Consider the following 25,464-nt stretch of genomic DNA (forward strand, 5'->3'; position numbering starts at 1 on the left):
TCGGCGCCCGCTGAGCAGCCGCCCGGGCGTCGTCACGGCGGCTTACGGGCGCGGGCAGGGCCAGGGCCCGCGAGCGCGCACGCCTCGCGGGCCACCGGGAAGGACGCAGGACCTCCCCGGTGCCTCCACCTCAGCCTCCGGTGACCGGGACCCGCACGTCAGAGGTAACCGAGCGCGGTGAGACCGCCGACGCCACCCAGCAGCATGAACACCGGCATCAGCACCTTGATCTCCACCCAGCTGCCGGCCTTGAAACGCATGCCCTTGGGCGGGCCGACCGGGTACCAGCGCTTGCGGCCGATCGGTATGGGCCACAGGATCGGGCAGCCGGAGACGGTCAGCGCATCGCCGATGTCGTGGACGAGCGCCCCGAGAACGACCGGGAGCCCCAGCCAGAGGTACTGCTGCCCCGGTTCGCTGAACAGCCAGCTCGCGCCATTGCCCGGCTGGTCGAGAACGCCGGCCAGGATCCAGGCCGAGGCGGCTCCCAGCAGCCACACCAGCACATCGCTGGACACCCGTGCCGCCCGCCACAACAGCCCCTCGATGGCGAGCACCATATGGACGAAGAGGATGGCGAGGACGGCCCAGCGACCGCCCCGCATCGCCAGCAGCGACATCCCGGCGCCGACCAGCACGGCCCACACCCAGGTGTGGGTCAGCGTGCGGTGGCCGCCGTTGCGGTTCGAGTCACCGCGCATCTTGGTCGCCTTGTAGACCGCGTGCGAGATCGCGTCGACCAGTTCGCACAGCCACCGCGAGAGCGGCCCGAAGGCCCGCGAGATGGTTGCGGACTTGTGATCGAGGTCCGGGGCGAGCGCCGCACCGGCACAGATCAGAGCTCCGCAGACGAGCACCGGCCAGGGCATGGAATGTCCGGCGGCAGCGGCCACCGCGCCCACCCCCAGCCAGGCCGCGGCCCCGGACAGTGAGTGCGCCGGTCCCATCATGGTTGTTCCCACCCCTTGTTCTCTTGGTTCTCTCGCGCTCGTTCTCCGGCGCGGGCGGTGTGCCTCTCGTACTGCTGAGCCGCACCTCTGACGCCTGGTCGGCGACTCAGCGTAGCGTCAGATGATCTCCCTACGAGGAGGGGGTGAGCCCACGTCCCGCATGGACGCACGCGCACACGGGCGCAACGTCCGCAGGACCGGCCGCCGGACGGACACCGCAGGACGCCGGGCCGACGACACTGGCCCACAGGGCCGGCCCACGGGGCGGGCCCACGCGTCAACTGCTCGCCTCGTGCCCCTTCCTGTCCGTCGTCCCGGACGACGCCATCGGAGCGCGCCCGCCAGGTGTAAGCAACTGCCCTGACGGGCGAAGCCGTTGGAATGCCGCCCCCGTCCGGCCCCCAACTACGGAGGCTGCCCTAAGACCTCCCCCCACGGCGACCGAAGACCGGTGGTCGGTGGCCGGTGACCAGTGGCCGATGGCCGACGACGGCGACGGCGACGGACGACGACGGACGACGACCGGCAACCGGCAACCGGCAACCGGCAACCGGCAACCACCGGAACGGACCGGAACGGACCGGGGCCGCCCGCTCCGGCGCACGCCGCGTGATCTGCGCCACCCATCCGCCGGGCGCCGGAGCGGAGGGTGACGGCCGACGGCAACTGCGCGCCCTTGACTCTGCACGCAGGGTGACGGTTTCGAGCCCCGTCCCTCCGGGCCGCGCCGCGACAGGGCGTATTCCGCGGGCCGGGGCCGCCGGAACGGTGTCCCGTGCCGATGCCGGGGGCGGGGCAGCGGGGTCCGGAGGCCTTCCGGGCGGGCGACCACGAGCCTCGTCGATCTTGAACGGGCCGCCCTCCGGGTCGCCGGTTCCCTGATCCGGACCGAAGGCAGGCAGTATGGGGGCGTGACCCTCATCGATCATCTCCCGAACGACGCCGACCCCGATGCCCTCTTCGAAGCCTTTTCGGGCTGGGCCGAGCAGCAGGGCATCTCGCTCTACCCTGCCCAGGAGGAGGCGCTGATCGAGGTGGTCTCCGGGGCGAACGTCATCCTGTCCACCCCGACCGGCTCCGGTAAGAGCCTGGTGGCGGCCGGTGCGCACTTCACCGCGCTCGCCAATGATCAGGTCACCTTCTACACCGCCCCGATCAAGGCGCTGGTCTCTGAGAAGTTCTTCGACCTGTGCAAGCTGTTCGGCACCGAGAACGTCGGCATGCTCACCGGTGACGCCTCGGTGAATGCCGACGCCCCGGTCATCTGCTGCACTGCCGAGGTCCTTGCCTCGATAGCGCTGCGGGACGGGAAGGACGCCGACATCGGCCAGGTCGTGATGGACGAGTTCCATTTCTATGCCGAGCCGGACCGTGGCTGGGCCTGGCAGATTCCGCTGCTGGAACTTCCCCAGGCGCAGTTCATCCTGATGTCGGCAACGCTCGGCGACATGTCGCGCTTCGAGGAGGATCTGACCCGGCGCACGGGGAAGCCCACATCGGTGGTGCGCTCGGCGACGCGGCCGGTGCCGCTGTCGTACGAGTACCGCACGACGGCGATGACGGAAACCCTCACCGAGCTGCTGGAAACCCGCCAGTCGCCCGTGTACATCGTGCACTTCACCCAGGCCGCCGCCGTCGAACGGGCACAGGCGCTGATGAGCATCAATATGTGTACGCGCGCCGAGAAGGACCAGATCGCCGAGCTCATCGGGAATTTCCGGTTCACCACCAAGTTCGGCCGCAACCTGTCGCGGTATGTCCGTCATGGCATCGGCGTGCACCATGCCGGCATGCTGCCGAAGTACCGCAGGCTCGTCGAGAAGCTGGCCCAGGCGGGGCTGCTGAAGGTCATCTGCGGCACGGACACCCTCGGCGTGGGGGTCAACGTCCCCATTCGTACGGTTTTGTTCACCGCGCTGACCAAGTACGACGGGTCGCGGGTCCGGACGCTGCGGGCACGGGAGTTCCATCAGATCGCGGGCCGCGCCGGCCGGGCCGGCTTCGACACCGCGGGCTTTGTGGTCGCCCAGGCCCCCGAGCATGTCGTGGAGAACGAGAAGGCGCTGGCCAAGGCGGGCGACGACCCCAAGAAGCGCCGGAAGGTGGTGCGCAAGAAGGCGCCGGAGGGCTTCGTCAACTGGGGCGAGAACACCTTCGAGAAGCTGATCGCTTCCGATCCGGAGCCGTTGAACTCCCGCTTCCGGGTGACCCACGCGATGCTGCTGTCCGTGATCGCCCGGCCGGGCAATGCGTTCGACGCGATGCGCAAGCTGCTCGAGGACAACCATGAGCCACGCAGGAATCAGCTCCGGCACATCCGGCGGGCCATCGCGATCTATCGCTCGCTGCTGGACGGCGGCATCGTGGAGCGGCTGCCGGAGCCGGACGCCGAGGGCCGGATCGTCCGGCTGACCGTGGATCTCCAGCAGGACTTCGCGCTCAACCAGCCGCTGTCGACGTTCGCCCTGGCCGCGTTCGACCTGCTCGACCCGGAGTCGCCGTCCTACGCGCTGGACATGGTCTCGGTCGTGGAGTCCACGCTGGACGATCCGCGCCAGATCCTGGCCGCGCAGCAGAACAAGGCCCGGGGCGAGGCGGTCGCCCAGATGAAGGCCGACGGCGTCGAGTACGAAGACCGCATGGAACGTCTCATGGACGTCGAGTACCCCAAGCCGCTGGAGGAACTGCTCTTCCACGCCTACGGCCTGTACCGCAAGAGCCACCCGTGGGTCGGCGACCATCCCCTGTCGCCGAAGTCGGTCATCCGCGATATGTACGAACGCGCCATGACCTTCACGGAGTTCACGTCCTTCTACGAGCTGGCCCGCACCGAGGGAATCGTGCTGCGCTACCTGGCGAGTGCGTACAAGGCGCTGGACCACACCGTCCCGGACGATCTGAAGTCCGAGGACTTCGAGGACATCATCGCCTGGCTGGGCGAGATGGTGCGCCAGGTCGACTCCAGTCTGCTGGACGAGTGGGAGCAGCTCGCCAACCCGGAGGTGGAGACGGCCGAGCAGGCCGCGGAGCGGGCCGATCAGGTCCGGCCGGTCACGTCCAACGCGCGGGCGTTCCGGGTGCTGGTGCGCAATGCGATGTTCCGACGGGTGGAGCTGGCGGCGCTGGACAAGGTCGAGGAGCTCGGCGAGATGGATGCCGACTCCGGCTGGGACGTGGACGCCTGGGGCGAGGCGATGGACGCCTACTGGGATGAATACGAGGAGCTGGGCACCGGTCCGGACGCGCGCGGCCCGAAGCTGCTGCAGATTCAGGAGGATGCCGAGCACGGACTGTGGAAGGTGCGGCAGACTTTCGCCGACCCGAACGGCGATCACGACTGGGGCATCTCCGCGGAGGTGGACCTGGCCGCCTCCGACGAGGAGGGGCGCGCGGTCGTGCGGGTCACGGATGTGGGTCAGTTGTGAGGCGACGGCTTCGACCGAGGCCGCCGAAGGATCTGACGGAGGGCCACCGGTCATGACCAATCCCGCCGAAAAGCTGGTCGATCTGCTGGATCTGGAGCAGATCGAGGTGAACATCTTCCGGGGCCGCAGCCCGCAGGAATCGTTGCAGCGGGTCTTCGGCGGGCAGGTCGCCGGCCAGGCGCTGGTGGCTGCCGGGCGGACCACGGAAGGGGACCGCCCGGTCCACTCGCTCCATGCGTACTTTCTGCGCCCCGGCCGGCCCGGGGTGCCGATCGTGTACCAGGTCGAGCGGGTCCGCGACGGGCGGTCCTTCACCACCCGCCGGGTCGTCGCCGTCCAGCAGGGACGCACGATCTTCAATCTGACCGCCTCCTTCCACAAGCCGGAACCCGGCTTCGATCACCAATTGCCACTGCGTCGGGTGGTGCCCGATCCGGAGGAACTGCCGACGGTCGCGGAAGAGGTCCGCGAGCGCCTGCGCAGTGTGCCCGAGTCGTTGGAGCGGATGGCACGCCGGATGCCCTTCGAGATCCGGTATGCCGACCGGCTGCGCTGGACCCCGGAGGAGATCGAGGGTGCGGAACCCCGCAGCGCGGTGTGGATGCGCGCGGTCGGACCGCTGGGCGACGACCCGCTCGTGCACACCTGCGCGCTGACCTACGCCAGCGATATGACGCTGCTGGACGCCGTCCGCATCCCCGTCGAACCCCTCTGGGGCCCGCGCGGGTTCGACATGGCCTCGCTCGACCACGCGATGTGGTTCCACCGTCCGTTCCGCGCGGACGAGTGGTTCCTCTACGACCAGGAGTCGCCCATCGCCACCGGAGGGCGCGGCCTGGCCCGCGGGCGGATCTACGACCGGGAGGGCAGACTGCTGGTCTCGGTCGTCCAGGAGGGATTGTTCAGGGCACTGTAGGAGGTGTCCGCCCCTGCCAGGAGGGGCTGTTCAGAAGGCTCGGGGACTGACCCGGGCGGGCGACGGCGGAGGGTGCGGCGCCCGGTGTCCGGGGGCGGCCCGGGTCTTCCTTGCGGGCCCTTTCCAGACAGCGGGAGAGGTGGACGCGGTACCACAGCACTTCGTCGAACTCATCCGCCGTCAGGACACGTTCGAAGGACTCCCTGGCTGCCGGGGTCACCGTGATCACGGAGGCCAGGGTGGGCCTGAGCCGGCGCAGCAGGGACCGCTCCAGCGGGTTCTCGGCCACCGAGGCCAGTTCCTCCGGCGGCAGCACGGCGGCGATCACCGCTGCCGCTTCCCAGGGGTCGTCGGTCCGCCCCATGAGCTGGGCGATCCGTCGGCTGCGCCACTGGCGGGCCCGCCAGTCCTGTCCGCCGTCGAGCATCACCCGCATCGCCGGCGGGGTGTTGCCCCGCAGCAGGTCGGGTTCCCGGTCGGCGAAGTCGGCGACCTCGGCTGCGAGATAGAGCCAGACCACCGCGCCGAAGCGGTTCACATAGAACCGGACCGGGCCCAGAGCGCCTGCCCTGGTCAGACGGACCGCCCGGCCGGGCCCGATACCCATGAGAGCGGCGGCCTCGGTCGTGCTGACGGTGCGGATCCGCTCGCGGAGCGGGTCCGGGAAGCCCGGCTCGGCCTGCAGCCGGGCGATCTCCTCCGCCGGAACCCGGCGCCGGCCGAGCGATCCGGCTCCGGTGGGCCGGCCGTCGGCCCCGGCCGCGACCGTCCGTACTTCTCCGAGCTGGGTGGCGAGCTCCAACTCACCTGTCCTCAGCTCCAGTTCGCGGGCCGCCCGCCCTGTCGTGAGCGTCTGCCGCCCGTCGCACACCACTGTCATGCCGCTTCCCCCGCAACTCGGTCGATCACTGACAGTGACGACGATAGCTGCCGGCGGCGACAGTGGGTCAACCCCCGCCTCAGACCTGTGGATAACTCTCCGGCTGGCGGGCCGCGACGCCCAGATGCTCCCCGACGCGATTGACCAGCAACGTCATTTCGTAGGCGATCTGCCCCATGTCGGCGTCGGCGCCCGCCAGCACGCACAGACAGCTGCCGTCTCCCGCGGCCGTCACGAACAGCACTCCGTCATCGAATTCGACCATGGTCTGCCGCACCCGGCCGATCCGGAAGTGGAGCCCGGACCCCTTCGCGAGGCTGTGCAGTCCCGAGGCGACCGCCGCGAGATGCTCGGCGTCCTCCCGCTCCAGCTTCTCGCTCGCCCCGGTCACCAGCCCGTCGTTGGAGAGCACCAACGCGTGCCGTACCTTCTGCACCCGCTTGGTCAGATCGTCCAGCAGCCAGTCGAGTCCGCTGCTCAATGCCATTGCTGCTTCCTCCCCGTATCCCCGTCCGCATTCCCGGCCGAACGGCAGTCCGCGGTACGCGAACTGCTGTGCCAGCCTGTCCCACCTCCGCCGTCACGGCAAGCGGCCCCACAGCCCGGCGTGCCACGCGGCGCGTGGGCGTGCCGTATGGATGAGGATGTCGGCATGGCACACAAGATGACGAAGGGCGAGTGGCAGGGGTTCCTTTCCGAGGGCACGCGTACCGGCAAGCTGGCGACCGTACGGGCCGACGGCAGCCCGCACCTCGCACCGGTGTGGTTCCTCGTGGACGGCGACGAGCTGGTGTTCAACACCGGTGCGGACACGGTCAAGGGCCGTAATCTCGCCCGCGACGGCAGGGTGGCACTGTGCGTCGACGACGACCGGCCACCGTTCTCCTTCGTGTCCGTACAGGGCACGGCACAGATCAGCGACGATCTGACGGACGTCCGCCACTGGGCTACCCGGATCGCGGCCCGCTACATGGGCGAGGACCGTGCGCAGGAGTACGGCGCGCGCAACGGCGTTCCGGGCGAGGTGGTGGTCCGGGTCAGGATCGACAAGGCCGTCGCCCTCGCGGATGTCGCGAGCTGAGAGGTGCGGGTGCGTGGCGCGCGGCGCCCTCCGGCCACCGCGCCACCTCCGCCCGCCGGCTCGGCCCCGGCTCAGCCCACCGAATCCAGCACCCGGGCGGAGTGCCGCCGCCCCGCGTGCTCGACGAGCCGGACCAGCACTTCCTTGCCGGAGTCCCGGTCCCTCGCGTCACAGAGCACGACCGGGGTACCACGGTCCAGGTCCAGCGCGCGGGAGACCTCGTCGGCCCCGTAGGACCGGGCCTCCGCAAAGCAGTTGACGGCCACCAGGAACGGGATCGCACGGCGCTCGAAGTAGTCGACGGCCGGAAAGCAGTCCTGCAGCCGCCGGGTATCGGCCAGCACCACGGCGCCCAGCGCACCCTCCGACAGGTCGTCCCACAGGAACCAGAAGCGGTCCTGTCCGGGGGTGCCGAAGAGGTAGAGGGACAGGCCCTGCCTGATGGTGATGCGGCCGAAGTCCATCGCCACCGTGGTGGTGCCCTTGCGGTCCACTCCCCCGGTGTCATCCACCGTCTCGCCCGCCTCGCTGAGGCGTTCCTCCGTGCGCAGCGGGTGGATCTCGCTGACCGAGCCCACCAGGGTCGTCTTGCCCACGCCGAAGCCGCCCGCGACTAAGATCTTCAGGGTCAACTCGGCGTCGGGGTCCGGGGCTGCGCCCTCCGGGGCCCCTTGTGCGGCGTTCATCGGCCGTCTCCTCCAGGATGCAGGGTCCTGCGCGTCACGGGGTATACGGATCCACGGCTCGACGAGGGGAGCCTCGGCGGCAGAGGGCCGTCCGGGATCCATGGCGTGGACCGTACCCCCCGCCGAGGGGGATTTCCCCGGATTCCCCAAAGCCGCCACGTCTTCGGATCAAGAAGCCCAGCAGCCGTCCCCTTCGTGATAGTTGGACCACTGTGCGGCCGGTTCGGCAGGGGTGGTGGAGCGCAGCGCCCCGTACACCTGTACCGTCTCCCTCCCGCCGACCGTTCCGCCCCCGGAGGAGCCCGATGACCGGCCAGCACGGCGACCACCACGCCGACCGCCCGCACGAAGTCCGGGAATTCTTCGCGCCGCGCGCCGCCGGCTGGGACGCGAAGTTCCCCGGCGACGGTCCCGCCTATGCGACGGGCGCCGCCGAACTGGGCCTCAGGGAGGGCGACCGGGTGCTGGACGCCGGCTGCGGTACGGGGCGTGCGCTGCCCGCGCTCCGGGAAGCCGTGGGACCGCGCGGGACGGTGCTGGGCGCCGATCTCACGCCCGAGATGCTGCAGGCCGCTGTACGGGCCGGGCGCGACCGTTACGCGGCGCTGCTGCTCGCCGATGTGACCCGGCTGCCACTGCCCGACGCCGCGCTGGACGCGGTCTTCGCCGCCGGGCTCATCTCCCACCTCCCGGACTCGGCGGGCGGCTTCACCGAACTCGCCAGGACCGTACGCCCCGGTGGCCGGCTGGCACTCTTCCACCCCATCGGGCGGGCGGCCCTCGCCGCCCGCAAGGGCCGCCCGATCACCCCCGACGACCTGCGGGCCGAGCCGAATCTGCGGCCCCTGCTGGCGGCGTGCGGCTGGGACCTGATCCGGTATGAGGACTGCGACGCCCGCTACCTGGCACTTGCGGTACGCCGGGCGTAGCGGGCCACCGGGCGTACCGGTTCACCGGGCATAGCGAGACCCCCAGAGGGCGACCTGCCCGGGTACCGGCCATACCGGCTACCCCTCTACCTGGCTACCTGGCTACCTGGCTACCTGGCTACCTGGCGAAGAAGCCTAGGGCCTCCGCCGCTCGGGATGCCGCCGGGCCGTCCCCCTGGGGCCCCGGGCAGTTGTCCCTGTGGCTGGTGGGGAAGGTGCCGAGCTCGGCCACCCGGAAGCCTTTCGGGTAGCCCTTGATCAGGTCCAGCGTGGCGTCCGGCACCCTTCGCGCGCCCTCGTCAAAGCCGAAGTGCGCCTCCTCGTAGGCGTCGAGGTGCCGCTCGAAGTCCTGGTAGGTCTGCGGAAGTCCGGCGATTGCCATATGGCGGCCCAGGGTGCGGTAGAGCGCCGGCTCCAACGCCCTGGTGATGTCCCAGGGGAACTCATGGGTCGCGATGATGCGGTAGATCCGCAGGAAGTCACGCTCCGGGTCGAGCCGCCGGATCTCCCGCAACCAGGCGTAGCGACGCACCTGGCATCCGTCCCTTCGTTCGGCGACGGGCAAATTCAGGGACGGGTCTGCTGTGCCGCACCGCCTGGGGACCGCGGGATCGGCGCCCGCGTCGATCAGCTCGGCGCGGCTTGCGGGCAGCAGCCCGGTGCCCGTGAGGTGGCCGTCTTCTTCCCCGCGGCCCGGCAGCCCGGGGCACTGGAAGCGCATCGGGCTGCTGTCAAACGCATCCGCGCAGCGTACGGCTGGTGACAAGGCCGTACCGAGCCAATTAGGGTGCGCCGACATACTCCGCGATGGATTGGATGGGGAGGCACGCGTGCCCACGACCGAGAGCGCCGACAACGACCAGTTGTTCGTGCTGACGGCGGTGCTGCTGACGCCCGCGCAGTTCCCGAGCGTGCTCGGCGACGACTACCCCGAGGTGTGTGCGGGCCTCGGCCTCGAACCGTACGCGGAGGGCTACGGGCTGGTCCTCGGTCAGGACAGTGACGGCGCGCGCTGGACCGTGGCGACGGAGGACGTGTCGCTGGTGGCCTGTGCGATCGCGGCCTGGGACTGCGGGATGGAGTACGACCTCTCCCCCGGGGAGCACAGCATCGTCGGGGCGCTTCCCGGCTGGCCGCTCTCGCTCGCGGTGGCGGCGCCGGGTGTGCCGCAGCCGCATGATCCGGAGCCGCAGGAAGGCGACCCGGCGCCGCTCGCCCCGCCGGACGCCGAGGAGTGGGGGCCTGCGCAACGGCGGCTCGGCGCGGACGAGATCGCCATGCAGTGGGCGGCTTGGCGCGAGCAGGTGGATGACGAGGACACCTTCGCCGAGCCGGGGGATCATGCGCACAAGGGCGTGCGGAGGGTGCTGGAGGAGGCGCGGGGCTATGTGAGCGAGCCGCCGCCGCCCGGGCGGTTGCGCTCGTCGTTCGCGGCCGGTGAGGCGCGGACCCTGCGCGTCGACGGGCCCGGCTGGAGCATGGTCGCGCGTACCGATGACATTGCGTTCGTGCTGCTGGACGACGAACCGGGTGAGGTGCATCCAGTGGGGCGGGGGCCTGCGCTTCCCGCGCTGCTGTCGTCGCTCGACGAGTTGGCGGCACGACCGGTCTGAGGCGGGCTGCTTCGGCGGGCTGTTGCGCGAGGGGACGGGCCGGGCGGATGGTTCGGCGGGATTCCCGCATTCCGCGCGTTGCGTGGGGTGGCGGACGGGCCTGGCGGACGGTGCGGCGGGAGGCGGCGGGGCGGGCCAGTGTCTGCCCCCTCCCCGCCAGGGCCTGTTTCCCTCACGCCAGGGCCCTGCCCCTCACGCCGGGGCGCATGCACCGCCGGTCCCGGTGCGGCGGGGTACGAGGAGGGGCGGGACCGTACGAGGCTCAAGCCGGACAAGGTGCCGGGCGGACGGTGCGCGGCGCGGCGCGGGAGTCCGCTCGGTCAGCGGCCGATCTGCTTGCGGCTGACGCGGCGGAGCCGGCGCCGCTGGGAGGAGTCGAGCGTCAGATACGCGACGGCCGGGACCCCGACCATGACCAAGAGGGCCGCCCAGAAGGGCAGCAGCCACAGCAGGATCACTCCCACCGCGACGCCGCCGACCGCGACCTTCGCCTGTGTGGACATCCTTCACGCCCCTTCCGCGGCGTACGCCGCGCTCTGTGTACTCCATTGAACGCCGTTTTCGCACAACAGGTTCCAGGAATCCGCGTGCCGTCCTGTACTCTCGGGCGCTTCAAGGGTCAGTAGTCAAACTTGAGGAGTCCTGATCCAGTGACACCACTCGCGGCGATCACACCCGCTCGGCTCTCGGCTCTGTCCCGCTGTGCAGCGGTTTTCCTGCCGTCGGATCCGCCACGTGCCGGGCGGGTGGCCTTCTGGCGCCCCGACGGCGCACCCGTGGAGGAGGCAGGCGGCGGGGACGGCGCGACGGACGGGGACGGTGGCACCACGGACGGGGAGTCCTGGGCGGCGGAGCGGCTGGAGGTGGTCGTGCCGGACGAGGACGGTGGGGTATCCCCGTGCGAGGTCCCGGCGCTCGTCCTGACGGTTGCCGAGGCGGTGCCGGTGCTCACCCGCGCGCGGGCCGCACGGGGCACCCATCCGGCCGCCGCCTTCTGGGGAGCCGCGTCCGTGCTCGCGCTGCAGCTCGCGGCACGCGGCCGGCTGCTGCCGGGGGTGAGTCCCGACGGGTATGACGCCTGGCGGCTGGGGCCGCTCGACCCGGTGGACATCGAGCGGCTGCGCGATCTCGCCGCCGCCATGCCGCCGTACGCGCATGCCGTCCCGCTGCCGGATTCCGCACCGCCGGTGCTGCCGGACCCCGAGCGGCAGGTCCGGTCCTTCCTCGACGCGGTGGCGGACGGGCTGCCGCGCTCCCCCGGGGCCGCGCTGGTCACCGGAGCGCCGGCCTTCGCGGTGCCGGCACCCCAGCAGATCCCCGAACAGCGCGCCTGGGCCGCTGATGTCGCCGCGGGGCACGACGCGGGCGTACGGATCTCGCTGCGGGTGGATGTGCGGGGCACGGAGGCGGCGGGAAGCACCGAGATCTCGGAAGCCACCGCGACCACCCAGGCCACCCAGGCCACTCAGGCCAACCAGGCCAACGAGACCGGGGACCCCACGGACCCCACGAACGTCACAGACCTCACGGACGTCACGGACCCCACAGACCCTACAGACCCCACGGACGCCGGCATCACCTTCACCGCCGTGCTCCAGCTGCACAGCCTCACCGACCCGACACTGGTCGCCGATGCCGCAGAGGTGTGGGCGGGGGCATCACCCGCCGGGCAGGCCTTCGGGCCGCAGGCGCGGATGGACACGCTGCTCGCGTTGCGTCGTGCGGCGGATGTCTGGGCGCCGCTCACCCCGTTGTTGTCCGCCGCGGTGCCCGGGGCACTGGAGCTGGCCGAGGAAGAAGTCGCCGAACTGCTCGGCCCGGCCGGCCGTGCGCTGGCCGCCGCCGGGGTGCGGGTGCACTGGCCAAAGGATCTGGCGCGCACGCTGACCAGCCGGGCCGTGGTGGGTTCGCACGAGGCGGGCGACGGCGGCGGGTGGGAGGGACCGGAGTCGGGGCTGCCTTCGTTGTTGTCGGCGGATGCCTTGCTCTCCTTCAGTTGGCGGTTCGCGGTGGGTGGCCAGGAGGTGGACAGGGAGGAGCTGGACCGGCTCGCCGAGGCGGGACGGCCGCTGGTGCGGCTGCACGGCCAGTGGGTGCTGATCGACCCGGAGACGGTGCGGGCCGCCCGGGACCGGCCGGACCGTAAGATCACGCCGCTCGATGCGCTCGGCGCCGCGCTCACCGGATCCGCCGAGACTCCGGACGGCGGGCGGGTGGAGGTGGTGGCCTCCGGGTGGCCGGCCCGGCTGCGTGACCTGCTCGCCGACCCGGAGAGTGACGCCGCCGCACCCGTCCGGCAGCCGGCGGCGCTCACCGCGACACTGCGCGACTACCAGGTGCGCGGACTCGGCTGGCTGCACCGGATGACGTCGCTGGGACTGGGCGGCTGCCTCGCCGACGACATGGGGCTGGGAAAGACCATCACGCTCATCTCCCTGCATCTGCACCGGCAGACCCACCCCGGCTCGGCCGGCCCCACGCTTGTCGTCTGTCCCGCCTCCCTCATGGGCAACTGGCAGCGGGAGATCGAGAAGTTCGCGCCGGGCACACCGGTGCGCCGCTTCCACGGCGGGCGGCGCAGCCTGGCGGAGCCGGCGGACGACGAGTTCGTGCTGACCACCTACGGAACGATGCGGCTCGACGCCGGGAAGCTGGCGCAGGTGGGCTGGGGGCTGGTCGTCGCCGACGAGGCGCAGCACGTCAAGAACCCCTTCTCCGCGACCGCCAAGGCGCTGCGCACGCTGCCCGCCAAGGCCCGGGTGGCGCTGACCGGCACCCCGGTGGAGAACAATCTGTCGGAGCTGTGGGCGATCCTGGACTGGACGACGCCTGGCCTGCTGGGGCCGCTCAGCCGGTTCCGGACGCGCTATGCGCAGGCCATCGAGGGTGGTGCGGCGGCGTCCCCGGAGGCGGGCGCGGCGGCCGAGCGGCTTGCCCGGCTGGTGCGGCCCTTCCTGTTGCGCCGCCGTAAGTCCGATCCGGGGATCGCACCCGAGCTGCCGCCCAAGACGGAGACCGACCGTGTGGTGGCGCTGACCACGGAGCAGGCCGGGCTCTACGAGGCCGTGGTGCGCGAGGGGCTTGACGAGATCGCCGGGACGGACGGGTTCGCCCGCCACGGGCTGGTGGTCAAACTGCTCACCTCGCTCAAGCAGATCTGCAACCACCCCGCGCAGTACCTCAAGGAAGGCGGCGGCCCCGCGGACCGGGGGCAGGAGGCGGGAGCGGTACGGATCGCGGGCCGTTCGGGGAAGGTCGAGCTGCTGGACGAACTGCTCGACACGGTCCTGGCCGAGGGTTCGAGCGTGCTGGTGTTCACCCAGTATGTGCAGATGGCACGGCTGCTGGAGAGCCATCTGGCAGGGCGCGGGGTGGCCACGCAGTTCTTGCACGGCCGGACGCCGGTGGCCCGCCGCGAGGAGATGGTGCAGCGCTTCCAGGACGGCGCCGCGCCGGTGTTCCTGCTGTCGCTGAAGGCGGCGGGTACGGGTTTGAACCTCACCCGGGCGTCGCATGTCGTCCACTTCGACCGCTGGTGGAATCCGGCCGTCGAGGCGCAGGCCACCGACCGCGCGTACCGCATCGGGCAGACCCGGCCGGTGCAGGTCCACCGGATCGTCACGGAGGGCACGATCGAGGACCGGATCGCCGACATGCTCGCCCGTAAGCAGCAGTTGGCCGATGCGGTGCTGGGTTCCGGTGAGGCCGCGCTGACCGAACTCACCGACGCCGAGCTGGCCGACCTGGTCGCCCTGCGAGGGAGTGAGCGATGACGAGGCCCGGAGAGGAAGAGGAAGAAGCGATGACCCCGGACCGGGAGTGGTCTCCGGACGAGAGGGACCCGGCAGCGGAGAGGCACCCGGACGACAGGAGCCCCGAGCCGGCGAGGCACCCGGACGACAGGGACCCGGGCGACAGGGATCAGGACGGCAGGGATCAGGACGGCAGGTACCCGGCGGCCGGCGAGCGGACGTTCGGTGCCCTGCCCCCGGCACGCGGGCGGGCCTTTGCGCGGAGTTGGTGGGGGCAGGCGTGGCTCAAGGCGCTGGAGGACACCGCGCTGGACGGCGGGCAGCTGAAGCTGGGCCGACGGCACGCGCGGGCCGGTGCGGTCGGCGCGGTCGCGGTGCGTCCCGGCCGGATCACCGCGGTCGTCCAGGACAGCGACCATACGCGGCACCGTTCCGATGTCCTGTTGCAGCAGTTGGACGTGGCGGACTGGGACCGCCTTCTGGACCTGGTCGCGGACCGGGCCGGGCATATCGCGGCGCTGCTGGACCGGGACATGCCGCCGGTACTCGTCGAGGACGCGTCGGCCGCCGGGATCGAGCTGCTGCCGGGCATCGGCGACCTGGAGGCGGAGTGCAGCTGCGGCGCATGGGACCACTGTGCGCATACGGCCGCGCTGTGCTATCAGTTGGCGCGCCTGCTCGACCAGGATCCTTTCGTTCTGCTGCTGTTGCGCGGCCGGGGCGAGCGGGAACTGCTCGACGCCCTGCAGGCACGCAGCGCGGCGCGGGCGGCAGGGCCGGCGGGCGGGGTCGGAGCAACGGGTGGGGACGGGGCGGCGGAGCGTCCCGCTTCGGGGGTGCCGGCGGCGGAGGCGTATGCGGCGCGCGACATCCTGCCGCCGCTGCCCGCGACGCCGCCGCCGGTCGCCACGCCGGGAGTCTCGCCGGTGCTCGGCGGCGCCACCCCGCCCGCGCCCGGCGTGGAGGTGGGGGCCCTGGAGTTCCTGATCGGGGACGCGGCGGGGCGCGCCCGGGGGTTGCTGGCGGAGGCGCTCTGCGCCGGGCACCCGGACACCCCGTTGCCGCCGGTGCTCACCGCCGCCCAGGACGCGGTACGGATGGCGGCGGCCGGCCCCGGGGAGGCCGTATCGGCGCGGCTGGCGGCCGGTTCGGGGCGTGATGCGCGGGCGCTGGCACTGGCCGTACGGGCCTGGGAGCTGGGCGGCCCGGCCGGGCTCGCGGTCCTGGAGGAGGACTGGGCACCGGAGCCGGAGGCGCTGGCGAGGGCCACCGGGCGGCTCGCGGCCGCCTGGGAGGACGGCGAGGTCCGGCCGCGGCTGCGGGCCACCCGCAACCGGTGGACGGCGGTCGGCGGCGGGGCTCAGCTGCGCTACGGGCGGGACGGCCGCTGGTGGCCGTATCGCAGGGAGGACGGGCAGTGGGCGCCCGCGGGCCCGGCCACGGACGATCCGGCGAGCGCCTGGGCGGTGTTGTCGGCCGAGGGGTGAGGTGAGCGGTGAGGTGGGAGGTTCGGGGTGAGGGGAGGGCGGCGGTCACCCGGGACACCGTGGAGGCGGCCTGGGCCGAGGCGCAGGGGCTGCGGGGCGGCTTCAGCCCGGAGGCGATACGTGCCGTGCGGGCTGGGCCGCCGGGGTGGGCTGCTGCACCCCGGGCCGGGCGGCCGCCGGGCAGCGCCCCGTGGTGTCCCGGCCCCGTCCTTCTCATCCGGCTGCGCCGTGCCTCCGCACATGATTCGCTGAGCTGATCCCCCCACCGCCAGGCACGTCGCCCGCAGCAGGAGGACCAGTGACCGGCACCTCGCCGCACGCGCCGCACCACACGCCGGACGGACCGTCACCCCGGAACGCCGGCGCACCGCCGATGCGCACCACCGACGCACCGCCACCCGGGAGCGCCGACGGAACGGGCATCGCACCGCCACCCCGCAGCGCCCACCGGACGCACATCGCACCGCACCACCCCACCCGGGACCAGCACGCCCCGTACTACGAGGACCGCTCACCGGGAAGCGGGGTCCTGCCGCCGCGCGCCTGGTACCCGAGGTCGGATGCCGCCCGGCTCTCGCTGCACGGCCGCTGGCGGTTCCGGCTCTCGGCGAGCGCCACCGCCGAGGACGACTCGTTCGCCCGCCCGGACTTCGACGACACGCACTGGCCGGAGCTGCGGGTGCCCGGCCACTGGGCGCTCCAGGGACGCTTCGCCTCCGAAGGCTCCTACGAGGGCAGCGGCACCGCGCGACCGGTCGGGACACCCGCATACACCAACACCGCCTACCCCTTCCCGGTCGATCCGCCGCGGGTGCCGGACGAGAACCCGACGGGCGATCACCGGCAGGTCTTCGATCTGCCGGAGGGGTGGGGCGCGGGCCCCGCGGTGCTGCACTTCGCCGGGGTGGAATCCTGCGCCCGGGTCTGGCTCAACGGCCAGGAGCTGGGCCACTTCAAGGGCAGCCGGCTACCGCATGAATTCGAGGTCGGGCCGCTGCTGCGGCCGCGCGGCAATGTGCTGGCGGTGCGCGTCCACCAGTGGTCGTCGGGCAGCTATCTGGAGGACCAGGACCAGTGGTGGCTGCCGGGCATCTTCCGGGAGGTCGCGCTGCACCGCCGTCCGGAGGGGGCGGTCGCCGACCACTTCGTCCACGCCGGGTTCGATCACGTCACGGGCCACGGCACGCTGCGGGTGGAGTCCGAGCCGGAGGGCCGGGTGACGGTCCCGGCGCTCGGCCTCGATCTGGCGACCGGTCAGAGCGCGACGGTGCCGGTACGCCCCTGGACGGCCGAGGCGCCGCACCTCTACGACGGGGAGCTGGTGACCCCCGGTGAACGGATCCCGCTGCGCATCGGGTTCCGCACGGTCCGCGTCGAGGACGGGCTGCTGAAGGTCAACGGCCGCCGGATCCTGCTGCGCGGCGTCAACCGCCACGAGTTCCATCCGCGCTACGGACGGGCCGTCGACCCCGAGACGATGCGCCGCGATGTGCTGCTGATGAAGCAGCACCACATCAACGCGGTGCGCACCAGCCACTATCCGCCGCACCCCGCCTTCCTCGAGCTGTGCGACGAGTTGGGCCTGTGGGTGGTCGAGGAGTGCGATCTGGAGACCCATGGGTTCGGCGGGCAGGGCTGGCGGGACAATCCGGTGGACGACCCGCGCTGGGAGCCGGCGTTGCTCGACCGGGCCCGGCGGATGGTCGAGCGGGACAAGAACCACCCCGCCGTCGTGCTGTGGTCGCTGGGGAACGAGTGCGGTACGGGGCGCGGGCTGTCCGCCATGGCCGCCTGGATACATGAGCGCGACCCGTCCCGGCCACTGCACTACGAAGGTGACCCCAGCTGCGCCGACACCGATGTCTACTCCCGGATGTACGCCGACCACGCCGAGGTGGAGCGCATCGGGCGGCGTGCCGAGGCGCCGCTGTCCGATCCGGAGCTGGATGCCAGACGGCGCCAACTCCCCTTCCTTCTCTGCGAGTACGCGCATGCCGTGGGGAACGGGCCGGGCGGGCTGAGCGAGTACCAGCGGCTGTTCGAGCGCTACGAACGTTGCCAGGGCGGCTTCGTCTGGGAGTGGATGGACCACGGGCTGCGGCAGCGGACGCCCGCCGGTGAGGTGTTCCACGCCTATGGCGGCGACTTCGGGGAGGAGCTGCACGACGGGAACTTCGTCTGCGACGGCCTGGTCTTTCCCGACCGGATGCCCTCCCCGGGCCTGCTGGAGTTCAAGAAGGTCATCGAACCGGTACGGATCGGGGCCGGGACCGACGAGGACGGGACCGGGACCGACGGGGACGGCATGCCGGGTGCGGTCCGGATCACCAATCTCTATGACTTCGCCGACCTGGACCACCTCGGCTTCCACTGGAGCTACGAGGTGGACGGTGAGGTGCGCGGTCACGGCCGGCTCACCGTGCCGCCGTTGGGGCCCGGCGAATCGGCCGTGGTGCAGCTCCCGGCGCCGCCGGACGAGCCGGACACCAAGAACACCAAGAACACCAAGGACACCAAGAACAGCAAGGGCACCGAAGGCACCAGGGGACACGAGGGCGAAGCGCTCTGGACGGTCCGGGCCGTGCTGGACGAGGACGCCCCCTGGGCCTCCGCGGGGCACGAGATCGCCTGGGGCCAGCTGCCGGCCGCCCCGCGCCCCGCAGTCACTCCCCCGGCCGCCACCGCCGTGCCGCGCCGCGGTGAGGGCAATGTGATCGTGCTCGGCCCGGGGACCTTCGACGCGGGGACGGGGGCGCTGGCCTATCTGGACGGCGTCCGGATCGGCGGCCCCCGGCTGGATGTCTGGCGGGCGCCGACCGACAACGACGAGGCCGCGCCCTGGCAGCCGGATCCGCGCCCGGCCACCGAGTGGCGCCGGATCGGCCTGCACCGGATGCGGCACCGCGTCGATGCCGTCGAGACGGGGCCGGACACCGTGGTCGTACGGTCCCGGGTCGCCCCTGCCGGGTCGCCGCTGGCGCTGCGCACGGTCCACTGCTGGACGGCACAACGGGACCTGCTGCGGCTGGAGTTGAGCGTCGACCCCGAGGGTGACTGGCCGGTGCCGCTGCCCCGGCTCGGAGTGCGGATGCGGGTGTGCGGCAGCCTGGGCCTGGTCCGGTGGTTCGGCGGCGGGCCGGGCGAGGGCTATCCGGACACCCGGGCGGCCGCCCGGATCGGCCGCTGGTCGATGCCGGTGGACGCCCTGCAGACGCCGTATGTGCGGCCGCAGGAGAACGGTGCGCGGCCCGGTGTGCGCTGGGCGGAGCTGACCCGTTCGGACGGCTCGGGCCTGCGGATCGAGGGCGATCCGGACTTCTTCCTTACCGCCCGCCGGTGGTCGACCGAGGAGCTGGCCGCCGCCCGCCACACCACGGATCTGCGGCCCGGCGAGGATCTGTGGCTCCATCTCGACTATGCACAGCACGGCATCGGCAGCCAGTCGTGCGGTCCTGGGGTGCTGCCGCAGCACCGGTTGGAGGTGGCGCCGGCGCGGTTCTCGTTCGTGTTCTCGTCGCTGCGCTGAGCCCGAGCCGGACGTGGCGCCGGCCGGTCGTCGGCCGGTCGTCGGCCGGTCGCACCACTGCGGCCAGGGGCGCTGTCACCGGTCGGCGTTACGATCCGGGGTGAGGCGTGAGCACTCGCGCGTCCCGCAGCACCGAGAGGCTTTGCACCATGGTCAGCACGTCCCCCTCGCTCACCGACGCCCTCGCCGCGGGGCCGCTCGTCCTCGACGGCGGGCTGTCCAATCAACTGGAGGCCACCGGGCACGACCTCACCGACGCGCTGTGGTCGGCCCGGCTATTGGCCGAGGAGCCGGAAGCGGTGGTGCGGGCACATCTGGCGTACTACGAGGCCGGGGCGCAGGTCGCGATCACCTCCAGCTATCAGGCGACGTTCGAGGGGTTCGCGCGGCGCGGCATCGGCGAGGAGCGGGCCGCGGCGCTGCTCGGCCGGAGTGTGGAGCTGGCCCGCGAGGCGGCCCGGCGGGCGTCGTCCGGTGGGGTTGCCGGGCCGCTGTATGTGGCCGCATCGGCGGGCCCGTACGGGGCGATGCTGGCGGACGGGTCCGAGTACCGCGGCCGGTACGGCCTGTCGGTGGACGAGCTGGAGCGTTTCCACCGGCCGCGTCTGGAGGTGCTGGCGGCGGCGCGGCCCGATGTGCTGGCGCTGGAGACGGTGCCGGACGCCGAGGAGGCCCGTGCGCTGGTGCGGGCGGTGCGCGGACTGGGTGTGCCGGCCTATCTGTCGTACAGCGTGGCGGGGGATCGCACCCGGGCCGGGCAGCCGTTGACGGAGGCGTTCGCGGTGGCGGCCGAGGCGGATGAGGTGATCGCGGTGGGGGTGAACTGCTGCGCGCCGGAGGATGCGGACCGGGCGGTGCGCTCGGCGGCGCAGGTCACGGGCAAGCCGGTGGTGGTCTACCCCAACAGCGGGGAGAGCTGGGACGCCGGGGCGCGGGCCTGGTGCGGCGAGGCGGCGTTCAGCGCGGACCGGGTCGCCGCCTGGGCCGCGGACGGCGCCCGGCTCATCGGCGGCTGCTGCCGGGTGGGTCCGGACGCCATCGCCGAGCTGGCGGCGGCACTGGGCCGCTGACGGGGCGGCCCGGATGCGGGCCGAAGGCGTTACACAGACGCAACCGACGCGGCGGCGACAGGGCCCGGGACCGGTGGCAGGATGCAGCCACATCGCAGCACGCACGGCTTGGTTGATGTTCATCCTGCCCCTGGAGGGCCTGTGTCCGCTCGCTCCGCGTTGCCTGTCATAGCCGTCGCCACAGCCGTCGTCGTACTGGCGGGGTGCAGCAGCACCACGTCCGGCGGGAAGAAGGGGGCCGGCGGCCTGGAACTGGTCTCCTCCGGGACCCTGAAGACCTGCACCCACCTTCCCTACGCGCCGTTCCAGGTGAAGAAGGACGGCAAGGTCGTCGGGTTCGATGTGGATCTGGTGGACCTGGTCGCCAAGGATCTGGGCGTCACACAGGAGATCGTCAACACCCCCTTCGAAGGCATCGAGACCGGCCAGGATTTCACGATCCGCAAGTGCGATCTGGCCGCCGCCGGCATGACGATCACGCCCGCGCGGGACAAGGTCATGGATTTCTCCGACCCGTATTTCAATGCCACCCAGGCGCTGCTGACGAAGAAGGGCAAGCCCTTCAAGAAGGTCGAGGGCCTCAAGGGCAAGAAGCTCGGTTACCAGAAGGCCACCACCGGCGGGATCTACGCCAAGAAGCACGGCAAGGGCGTCGAGCTGGTGGAGTTCGAGGATCTGGGGCTGCTGCTGACCGCGGTGAAGTCCGGACAGGTCGATGCCGGCATCAATGACAACGGTGTGCTCTTCGACTATGTGAAGCAGAATCCGGACACCGCGGTCACCGCGGAATTCAATACCGGTGAGCACTACGGCATCGGTGTGCGGACCGGAAATGACGCACTGCGGAAGAAGATCAACGCGGCGGTCAAGAAGGCGAAATCGGACGGGACGTACGACCGGATCTACAAGAAGTGGTTCGGCACCACCCCGCAGAGCTGAGGTCCGCCGTCATGTCCGTCATGTCTTTGTCGAAACGACAGCGCGCCCGGGTGATCCGCGGCGTGCAGTACGGCGTCCTGGTCCTCGCCGTGGTGGTCTTCGCGCTGATCGCCGACTGGCATCAGCTGCGGATGGCGTTCTTCGACGTGGAGGTCGCCAAGGCGCTGTTCCCCGACATCATCACCACGGCGCTGGTCAACACCGTCCTCTACACCCTGCTGGGCTTCGGTTTCGGTCTGGCGCTGGGGCTGGTGCTCGCCCTGATGCGGCTCTCCTCGGTGCCGCCCTACCGCTGGATCGCGGTCACCTATATCGAGTTCTTCCGCGGGATTCCCTGTCTGCTGGTGTTCATCGCGCTCGGCTTCGGTGTGCCGCTGGCCTTCGAGGTCGCGCTCGATATGAACGTCACCGTCATGCTGTCGCTCGGGCTGGTGGGTGCGGCGTATATGGCGGAGACCATCCGGGCCGGTATTCAGGCGGTTCCCAAGGGCCAGACGGAGGCGGCGCGTTCCCTGGGAATGTCGCACGGCCGGGCGATGATTTCGATCGTCATTCCGCAGGCGTTCCGCATCGTGCTGCCGCCGCTGACCAATGAGCTGATCCTGCTGACCAAGGACTCGTCGCTGGTGTATCTGCTGGGGCTCTCCCTCACCCAGTTCGAGCTGGCCAACTTCGGGCGCGATGCGCTCAATGAGCACAAGAGCCTGACCCCGATCCTGATCGCCGGGCTGCTCTATCTCGTGATCACCCTCCCGCTCGGCCAACTGGTCCGTCGGCTGGAGGCCCGTACGGCGAAGGCCAGGTGAGCTGTGTGACGACCGACCAGGCGGCACCGGGGACGACGGATGCGAAGGCCATCGACGTGCAGGGCCTGCGCAAGGCGTTCGGTGAGCTGGAGGTGCTGCGCGGGATCGACTTCTCGGTGGCACGCGGTGAGGTGGTGTGTGTCATCGGCCCCTCGGGGTCCGGGAAGTCGACCTTGCTGCGCTGTGTGAATCTGCTGGAGGAGCCGAGCGCGGGCCGGGTCATGGTGGCCGGCACCGAGGTGACCGACCCGGACGTGGACATCGACCGGGTCCGGCAGCGGATCGGGATGGTCTTCCAGGCCTTCAACCTCTTTCCGCATCTGACCGCGCTGGAGAATCTGACGATCGCCCAGCGGCGGGTGCTGCGCCGCGACCGCGCCGAGGCGGAGCGGATCGCCCGCGCCAATCTCGAACGGGTCGGGCTGGCCGACAAGGAGGCTGCCTATCCGGCGCAGTTGTCCGGCGGGCAGCAGCAGCGGGTGGCCATCGCCCGGGCGCTGTCCATGGACCCGGAGCTGATGCTCTTCGACGAGCCGACCTCGGCGCTGGACCCGGAGCTGGTCGGCGATGTGCTGGCGGTGATGCGGGGGCTGGCGCAGGAGGGCATGACGATGCTCGTCGTCACCCATGAGATGAGCTTTGCGCGGGAGGTCGCCGACCGGGTGGTGTTCATGGACGGCGGGGTGATCGTCGAACAGGGCACTCCCGAGCAGGTGGTGGGCGCCCCGCGGCACGAGCGGACCAGGACGTTCCTGGCGCGGGTGCTGGATCCGGCCGCCGCCGAGGTCGGCGAGGTCACGGACAGCGGCGCGGCGGGCAAGCGCATCGACCGCTGACCGGCCGCTGCCGTCGGAGGGCGTCGGCGGGTCTCAGCTGCCGTCGGCGGGTCTCAGCTGCCGTCGGCGGGTCGCAGCTGCCGTCGGCGGGTCTCAGCGGGCGTGGGCGGGTCGCAGCGGGCGTCGGCGGGCGTCGGCATGCTGCTCTCGAAGTCGCCGTCGCTGATCGTGACGGGGGCGAAGCCGCGTCTGAAGTATCCGGCTCGTGGGCACCGTTGGCCACAGGCAGCAAGCCACCCTACGGCTCGGAGGTCTTCTGTGTTCACCGACCTGCCCCTGGACGAGTTGCACGGCTACCGCCCGCCGCGCCACGAGCCGGCCGGCTTCGATGCGTTCTGGCGGCGCACTCTCGACGAAGCCCGTGCCCATGACCTCGATGCCCGCTTCACCGAGGTCGATGCGGGGCTGGCACTGCTGCGCACCCATGATGTGACGTTCTCCGGCTTCGGCGGGCACCGTATCCGCGGCTGGTTCCTCGTCCCGCACGCGGCCGGGGGGCCGCTGCCGTGCGTCGTGCAGTACCTCGGTTACGGCGGCGGCCGGGGGATGGTGCACGACTGGCTGCTGTGGCCTTCCGCGGGGTACGCCACCCTCGTCATGGACACCCGTGGGCAGAGCGGCCCCAACCGGCCCGGTGACACCCCCGATCCGGTCGGCTCCGGCAATCCGGGCGTGCCCGGCAAGATGACCCAGGGGCTGCTCGACCCCGGGGACTACTACTACCGGCGGCTGTTCACCGACGCGGTACGGGCCGTGGAGGCGGCGCGGGGGCACGAGGCGGTGGACGCCGGCCGGATCGTGGTCGCCGGCGGCAGCCAGGGCGGTGCCGCCGCGCTGGCGACGGCGGGGCTGGTCCCCGGGCTGGCGGGCGCGTTGATCGATGTGCCGTTCCTGACCCATGTCCGCCGCGCCGTCGAGATCACGGATTCCGGACCGTACGGCGAGCTCACCCGCTACTTCGCGGGTGAGCGCGGCCGGATCGACACCGCACTGCACACCCTGGACCACTTCGACGGCCTGAACTTCGCGGCCCGCGCCACCGCTCCGGCGCTCTTCGGCACGGCACTGCGGGACGACGTGGTGCCGCCGTCCACCGGCTTCGCCGCGTACCACCACTACGCGGGCGAGAAGGAACTGAAGGTGTGGCGGTTCAATGCCCATGAGGGAGGCGGCGGTGAGCAGCGAGCGGCCGAAATAGCCTTTGTGCGCTCGCTGTTCGGCGGCTGAGCGGCCCGGCGCCGGACCGGGAAGCGCCGCGAGCCGGGCCACGTCGGTCAGTTCGGGCCGCCCCGGGCCGGACCGGCCCGACCGGTCGCACCGGGCCGGCCAACGGCGCTCAGACGGTCCCCAGCAGATGCTCCAGCGCCAGCTGGTCCAGATGCTCGAAGGCCATCCCGCGGGCGGCCGCCACCCCGGCGTCGAAGGACTCGTAGGCGGCGCGGTCGGCGAGCAGCCCGGCCAGGCCGTCCTCGGCGGTGGGCCGGTCCAGCTGGTCCAGCCGCGCGGCGTGCAGTGCGTCCTGGACGGCCGGGTCGGCCCGGAAGGCGGCGGCGCGCTCCCTGAGGATCAGATAGTTGCGCATACAGCCGGCCGCCGAGGTCCAGACACCGTCCAGGTCCTCGGTGCGCGGCGGCTTGAAGTCGAAGTGCCGCGGTCCGTCGTATCCGGCCGTCTCCAGCAGGTCGACCAGCCAGAAGGCGGACCGCAGGTCGCCCGCGCCGAAGCGCAGGTCCTGGTCGTACTTGATCCCGCTCTGGCCGTTGAGGTCGATGTGGAAGAGCTTGCCCGCCCAGAGCGCCTGGGCGATGCCGTGCGGGAAGTTGAGCCCGGCCATCTGCTCGTGCCCCACCTCGGGGTTGACGCCGTAGAGCTCCGGGCGCTCCAGCCGCTCGATGAAGGCGAGGGCATGGCCGACGGTCGGCAGCAGGATGTCGCCACGCGGCTCGTTGGGCTTGGGCTCGATGGCGAAGTGCAGGTCGTAGCCCTGCTCGACGACGTACTGGCCGAGGAGGTCGAACGCCTCCTTCATCCGGTCCAGGGCGGCGCGTACGTCCTTGGCCGCGCCGGACTCCGCGCCCTCCCGTCCGCCCCAGGCCACATAGGTGCGGGCGCCCAGCTCGGCGGCGAGGTCGATATTGCGGAGCGTCTTGCGCAGGGCGTAGCGGCGGACGTCGCGGTCGTTGGCGGTGAAGGCGCCGTCCTTGAAGACGGGGTGGGTGAAGAGGTTGGTGGTGGCCATCGGCACGACCAGGCCGGTGGCGTCCAGCGCCTTCCGGAAGCGGGTGACGGCCGCCTCGCGCTCGGTGTCCCCGGCGCCGGGCGGGATCAGATCGTCGTCGTGGAAGGTGACGCCCCACGCGCCGAGGCCGGCCAGGCGGTGGACCGATTCGACGGGGTCCAGGGCGCGGCGGGTGGCGTCGCCGAAGGGGTCACGGCCCTGCCAGCCGACGGTCCACAGGCCGAAGCTGAACTTGTCCTCGGGCACGGGCTGGTGGCTCATCGCGACTCCCGGTGATTTCGTCAACGCGCTTTACAAATTACGCCGCGGCCAAACTAATATGCGGCAGC

General features: G+C 71.7%; 20 protein-coding genes. 13 read left to right on the forward strand and 7 right to left on the reverse strand.

Annotated features, from left to right (window positions below; all coding sequences use genetic code 11):
- Window positions 1-158 precede the first annotated feature (158 nt).
- On the reverse strand, window positions 159-950 hold the full coding sequence (locus D9V36_RS06220; RefSeq protein ID WP_129292887.1) for a metal-dependent hydrolase: 792 nt from the start codon (window positions 948-950) through the stop codon (window positions 159-161).
- A 911-nt stretch (window positions 951-1,861) separates the two neighbouring features.
- On the opposite strand from D9V36_RS06220, the gene D9V36_RS06225 reads away from it, so the two are divergent.
- Together D9V36_RS06225 and D9V36_RS06230 are read left to right on the forward strand one after the other, a co-directional pair.
- On the forward strand, window positions 1,862-4,375 hold the full coding sequence (locus tag D9V36_RS06225; protein WP_129292888.1) for a DEAD/DEAH box helicase: 2,514 nt from the start codon (window positions 1,862-1,864) through the stop codon (window positions 4,373-4,375).
- A 52-nt stretch (window positions 4,376-4,427) separates the two neighbouring features.
- Window positions 4,428-5,291, forward strand: a complete 864-nt coding sequence (locus D9V36_RS06230) for an acyl-CoA thioesterase (RefSeq protein ID WP_129292889.1) — start codon at window positions 4,428-4,430, stop codon at window positions 5,289-5,291.
- Here the strand turns inward: D9V36_RS06230 and D9V36_RS06235 are convergent.
- Both D9V36_RS06235 and D9V36_RS06240 read right to left on the reverse strand, forming a co-directional pair.
- Window positions 5,278-6,171 carry a DUF6397 family protein gene (locus D9V36_RS06235; RefSeq protein WP_241720728.1) on the reverse strand — a complete coding sequence of 298 codons (894 nt, stop codon included), beginning with the start codon at window positions 6,169-6,171 and terminating at the stop codon, window positions 5,278-5,280. The genes D9V36_RS06230 and D9V36_RS06235 overlap by 14 nt on opposite strands.
- Window positions 6,172-6,250: 79 nt before the next feature.
- The gene (locus D9V36_RS06240) at window positions 6,251-6,658 is read right to left on the reverse strand and encodes a roadblock/LC7 domain-containing protein (RefSeq protein ID WP_129292890.1); all 408 of its coding nucleotides are present in this window, start codon (window positions 6,656-6,658) and stop codon (window positions 6,251-6,253) included.
- A 165-nt stretch (window positions 6,659-6,823) separates the two neighbouring features.
- Here D9V36_RS06240 and D9V36_RS06245 point away from each other — a divergent pair, with 165 nt between their 5' ends.
- Window positions 6,824-7,252 (forward strand): PPOX class F420-dependent oxidoreductase, encoded by a 429-nt coding sequence (locus D9V36_RS06245; protein ID WP_129292891.1) that lies wholly within the window; start codon window positions 6,824-6,826, stop codon window positions 7,250-7,252.
- A 71-nt stretch (window positions 7,253-7,323) separates the two neighbouring features.
- On the opposite strand, the gene D9V36_RS06250 is transcribed toward D9V36_RS06245, so the two are convergent.
- Window positions 7,324-7,938, reverse strand: coding sequence for a GTP-binding protein (locus tag D9V36_RS06250; RefSeq protein ID WP_129292892.1), 615 nt, complete (start codon window positions 7,936-7,938; stop codon window positions 7,324-7,326).
- A 305-nt stretch (window positions 7,939-8,243) separates the two neighbouring features.
- On the opposite strand from D9V36_RS06250, the gene D9V36_RS06255 reads away from it, so the two are divergent.
- Window positions 8,244-8,867, forward strand: coding sequence for a class I SAM-dependent methyltransferase (locus tag D9V36_RS06255; protein WP_129292893.1), 624 nt, complete (start codon window positions 8,244-8,246; stop codon window positions 8,865-8,867).
- Between the two features lie 118 nt (window positions 8,868-8,985).
- Here D9V36_RS06255 and D9V36_RS06260 read toward each other — a convergent pair whose 3' ends face one another.
- Entirely contained in the window at window positions 8,986-9,399 is a 414-nt protein-coding gene (locus D9V36_RS06260; protein ID WP_129298219.1) for a hypothetical protein, read from the reverse strand.
- Window positions 9,400-9,697: 298 nt separating this feature from the next.
- On the opposite strand from D9V36_RS06260, the gene D9V36_RS06265 reads away from it, so the two are divergent.
- The gene (locus D9V36_RS06265) at window positions 9,698-10,480 is read left to right on the forward strand and encodes a hypothetical protein (protein ID WP_129292894.1); all 783 of its coding nucleotides are present in this window, start codon (window positions 9,698-9,700) and stop codon (window positions 10,478-10,480) included.
- Window positions 10,481-10,800: 320 nt separating this feature from the next.
- Here D9V36_RS06265 and D9V36_RS06270 read toward each other — a convergent pair whose 3' ends face one another.
- Entirely contained in the window at window positions 10,801-10,983 is a 183-nt protein-coding gene (locus D9V36_RS06270) for a hypothetical protein (RefSeq protein WP_030077786.1), read from the reverse strand.
- A gap of 147 nt (window positions 10,984-11,130) precedes the next feature.
- Here D9V36_RS06270 and D9V36_RS06275 point away from each other — a divergent pair, with 147 nt between their 5' ends.
- The 8 genes from D9V36_RS06275 (at window position 11,131) to D9V36_RS06310 (ending at window position 24,123) form a co-directional block, all read left to right on the forward strand.
- Window positions 11,131-14,253: a DEAD/DEAH box helicase gene (locus tag D9V36_RS06275; RefSeq protein ID WP_164992893.1), complete on the forward strand. Its 3,123-nt coding sequence runs from the start codon at window positions 11,131-11,133 to the stop codon at window positions 14,251-14,253.
- A complete protein-coding gene (locus tag D9V36_RS06280; protein ID WP_241720729.1) occupies window positions 14,250-15,719 on the forward strand; it encodes an SWF or SNF family helicase in 1,470 nt (489 codons plus the stop codon). Before D9V36_RS06275 ends, D9V36_RS06280 begins: the two co-directional genes overlap by 4 nt.
- Window positions 15,720-16,017: 298 nt before the next feature.
- Window positions 16,018-19,245, forward strand: coding sequence for a glycoside hydrolase family 2 TIM barrel-domain containing protein (locus D9V36_RS06285; protein WP_241720730.1), 3,228 nt, complete (start codon window positions 16,018-16,020; stop codon window positions 19,243-19,245).
- Window positions 19,246-19,394: 149 nt separating this feature from the next.
- The gene (gene mmuM, locus D9V36_RS06290; RefSeq protein WP_129292895.1) at window positions 19,395-20,315 is read left to right on the forward strand and encodes a homocysteine S-methyltransferase; all 921 of its coding nucleotides are present in this window, start codon (window positions 19,395-19,397) and stop codon (window positions 20,313-20,315) included.
- 141 nt (window positions 20,316-20,456) lie between these two features.
- The gene (locus D9V36_RS06295) at window positions 20,457-21,254 is read left to right on the forward strand and encodes a basic amino acid ABC transporter substrate-binding protein (RefSeq protein WP_129292896.1); all 798 of its coding nucleotides are present in this window, start codon (window positions 20,457-20,459) and stop codon (window positions 21,252-21,254) included.
- A gap of 20 nt (window positions 21,255-21,274) precedes the next feature.
- Window positions 21,275-22,060: an amino acid ABC transporter permease gene (locus D9V36_RS06300; RefSeq protein WP_129298223.1), complete on the forward strand. Its 786-nt coding sequence runs from the start codon at window positions 21,275-21,277 to the stop codon at window positions 22,058-22,060.
- A complete protein-coding gene (locus D9V36_RS06305) occupies window positions 22,057-22,896 on the forward strand; it encodes an amino acid ABC transporter ATP-binding protein (RefSeq protein WP_129292897.1) in 840 nt (279 codons plus the stop codon). Before D9V36_RS06300 ends, D9V36_RS06305 begins: the two co-directional genes overlap by 4 nt.
- 258 nt (window positions 22,897-23,154) lie before the next feature.
- Window positions 23,155-24,123, forward strand: coding sequence for an acetylxylan esterase (locus tag D9V36_RS06310; RefSeq protein ID WP_129292898.1), 969 nt, complete (start codon window positions 23,155-23,157; stop codon window positions 24,121-24,123).
- A 109-nt stretch (window positions 24,124-24,232) separates the two neighbouring features.
- On the opposite strand, the gene xylA is transcribed toward D9V36_RS06310, so the two are convergent.
- Entirely contained in the window at window positions 24,233-25,396 is a 1,164-nt protein-coding gene (gene xylA / locus D9V36_RS06315; RefSeq protein WP_129292899.1) for a xylose isomerase, read from the reverse strand.
- Window positions 25,397-25,464 lie beyond the last annotated feature (68 nt).

It is taken from the genome of Streptomyces lydicus (assembly GCF_004125265.1).
Lineage (GTDB): Bacteria > Actinomycetota > Actinomycetes > Streptomycetales > Streptomycetaceae > Streptomyces > Streptomyces lydicus_C.

Coding starts and splice junctions, on each gene's coding strand:
- D9V36_RS06220 (WP_129292887.1), bottom strand. CDS start 950: ATGATGGGACCGGCGCACTCACTGTCCGGGGCCGCGGCCTGGCTGGGG.
- D9V36_RS06255 (WP_129292893.1), top strand. CDS start 8,244: ATGACCGGCCAGCACGGCGACCACCACGCCGACCGCCCGCACGAAGTC.
- D9V36_RS06230 (WP_129292889.1), top strand. CDS start 4,428: ATGACCAATCCCGCCGAAAAGCTGGTCGATCTGCTGGATCTGGAGCAG.
- D9V36_RS06240 (WP_129292890.1), bottom strand. CDS start 6,658: ATGGCATTGAGCAGCGGACTCGACTGGCTGCTGGACGATCTGACCAAG.
- D9V36_RS06270 (WP_030077786.1), bottom strand. CDS start 10,983: ATGTCCACACAGGCGAAGGTCGCGGTCGGCGGCGTCGCGGTGGGAGTG.
- D9V36_RS06300 (WP_129298223.1), top strand. CDS start 21,275: ATGTCTTTGTCGAAACGACAGCGCGCCCGGGTGATCCGCGGCGTGCAG.
- xylA (WP_129292899.1), bottom strand. CDS start 25,396: ATGAGCCACCAGCCCGTGCCCGAGGACAAGTTCAGCTTCGGCCTGTGG.
- D9V36_RS06245 (WP_129292891.1), top strand. CDS start 6,824: ATGGCACACAAGATGACGAAGGGCGAGTGGCAGGGGTTCCTTTCCGAG.
- mmuM (WP_129292895.1), top strand. CDS start 19,395: ATGGTCAGCACGTCCCCCTCGCTCACCGACGCCCTCGCCGCGGGGCCG.
- D9V36_RS06235 (WP_241720728.1), bottom strand. CDS start 6,171: ATGACAGTGGTGTGCGACGGGCGGCAGACGCTCACGACAGGGCGGGCG.
- D9V36_RS06250 (WP_129292892.1), bottom strand. CDS start 7,938: ATGAACGCCGCACAAGGGGCCCCGGAGGGCGCAGCCCCGGACCCCGAC.
- D9V36_RS06280 (WP_241720729.1), top strand. CDS start 14,250: ATGACGAGGCCCGGAGAGGAAGAGGAAGAAGCGATGACCCCGGACCGG.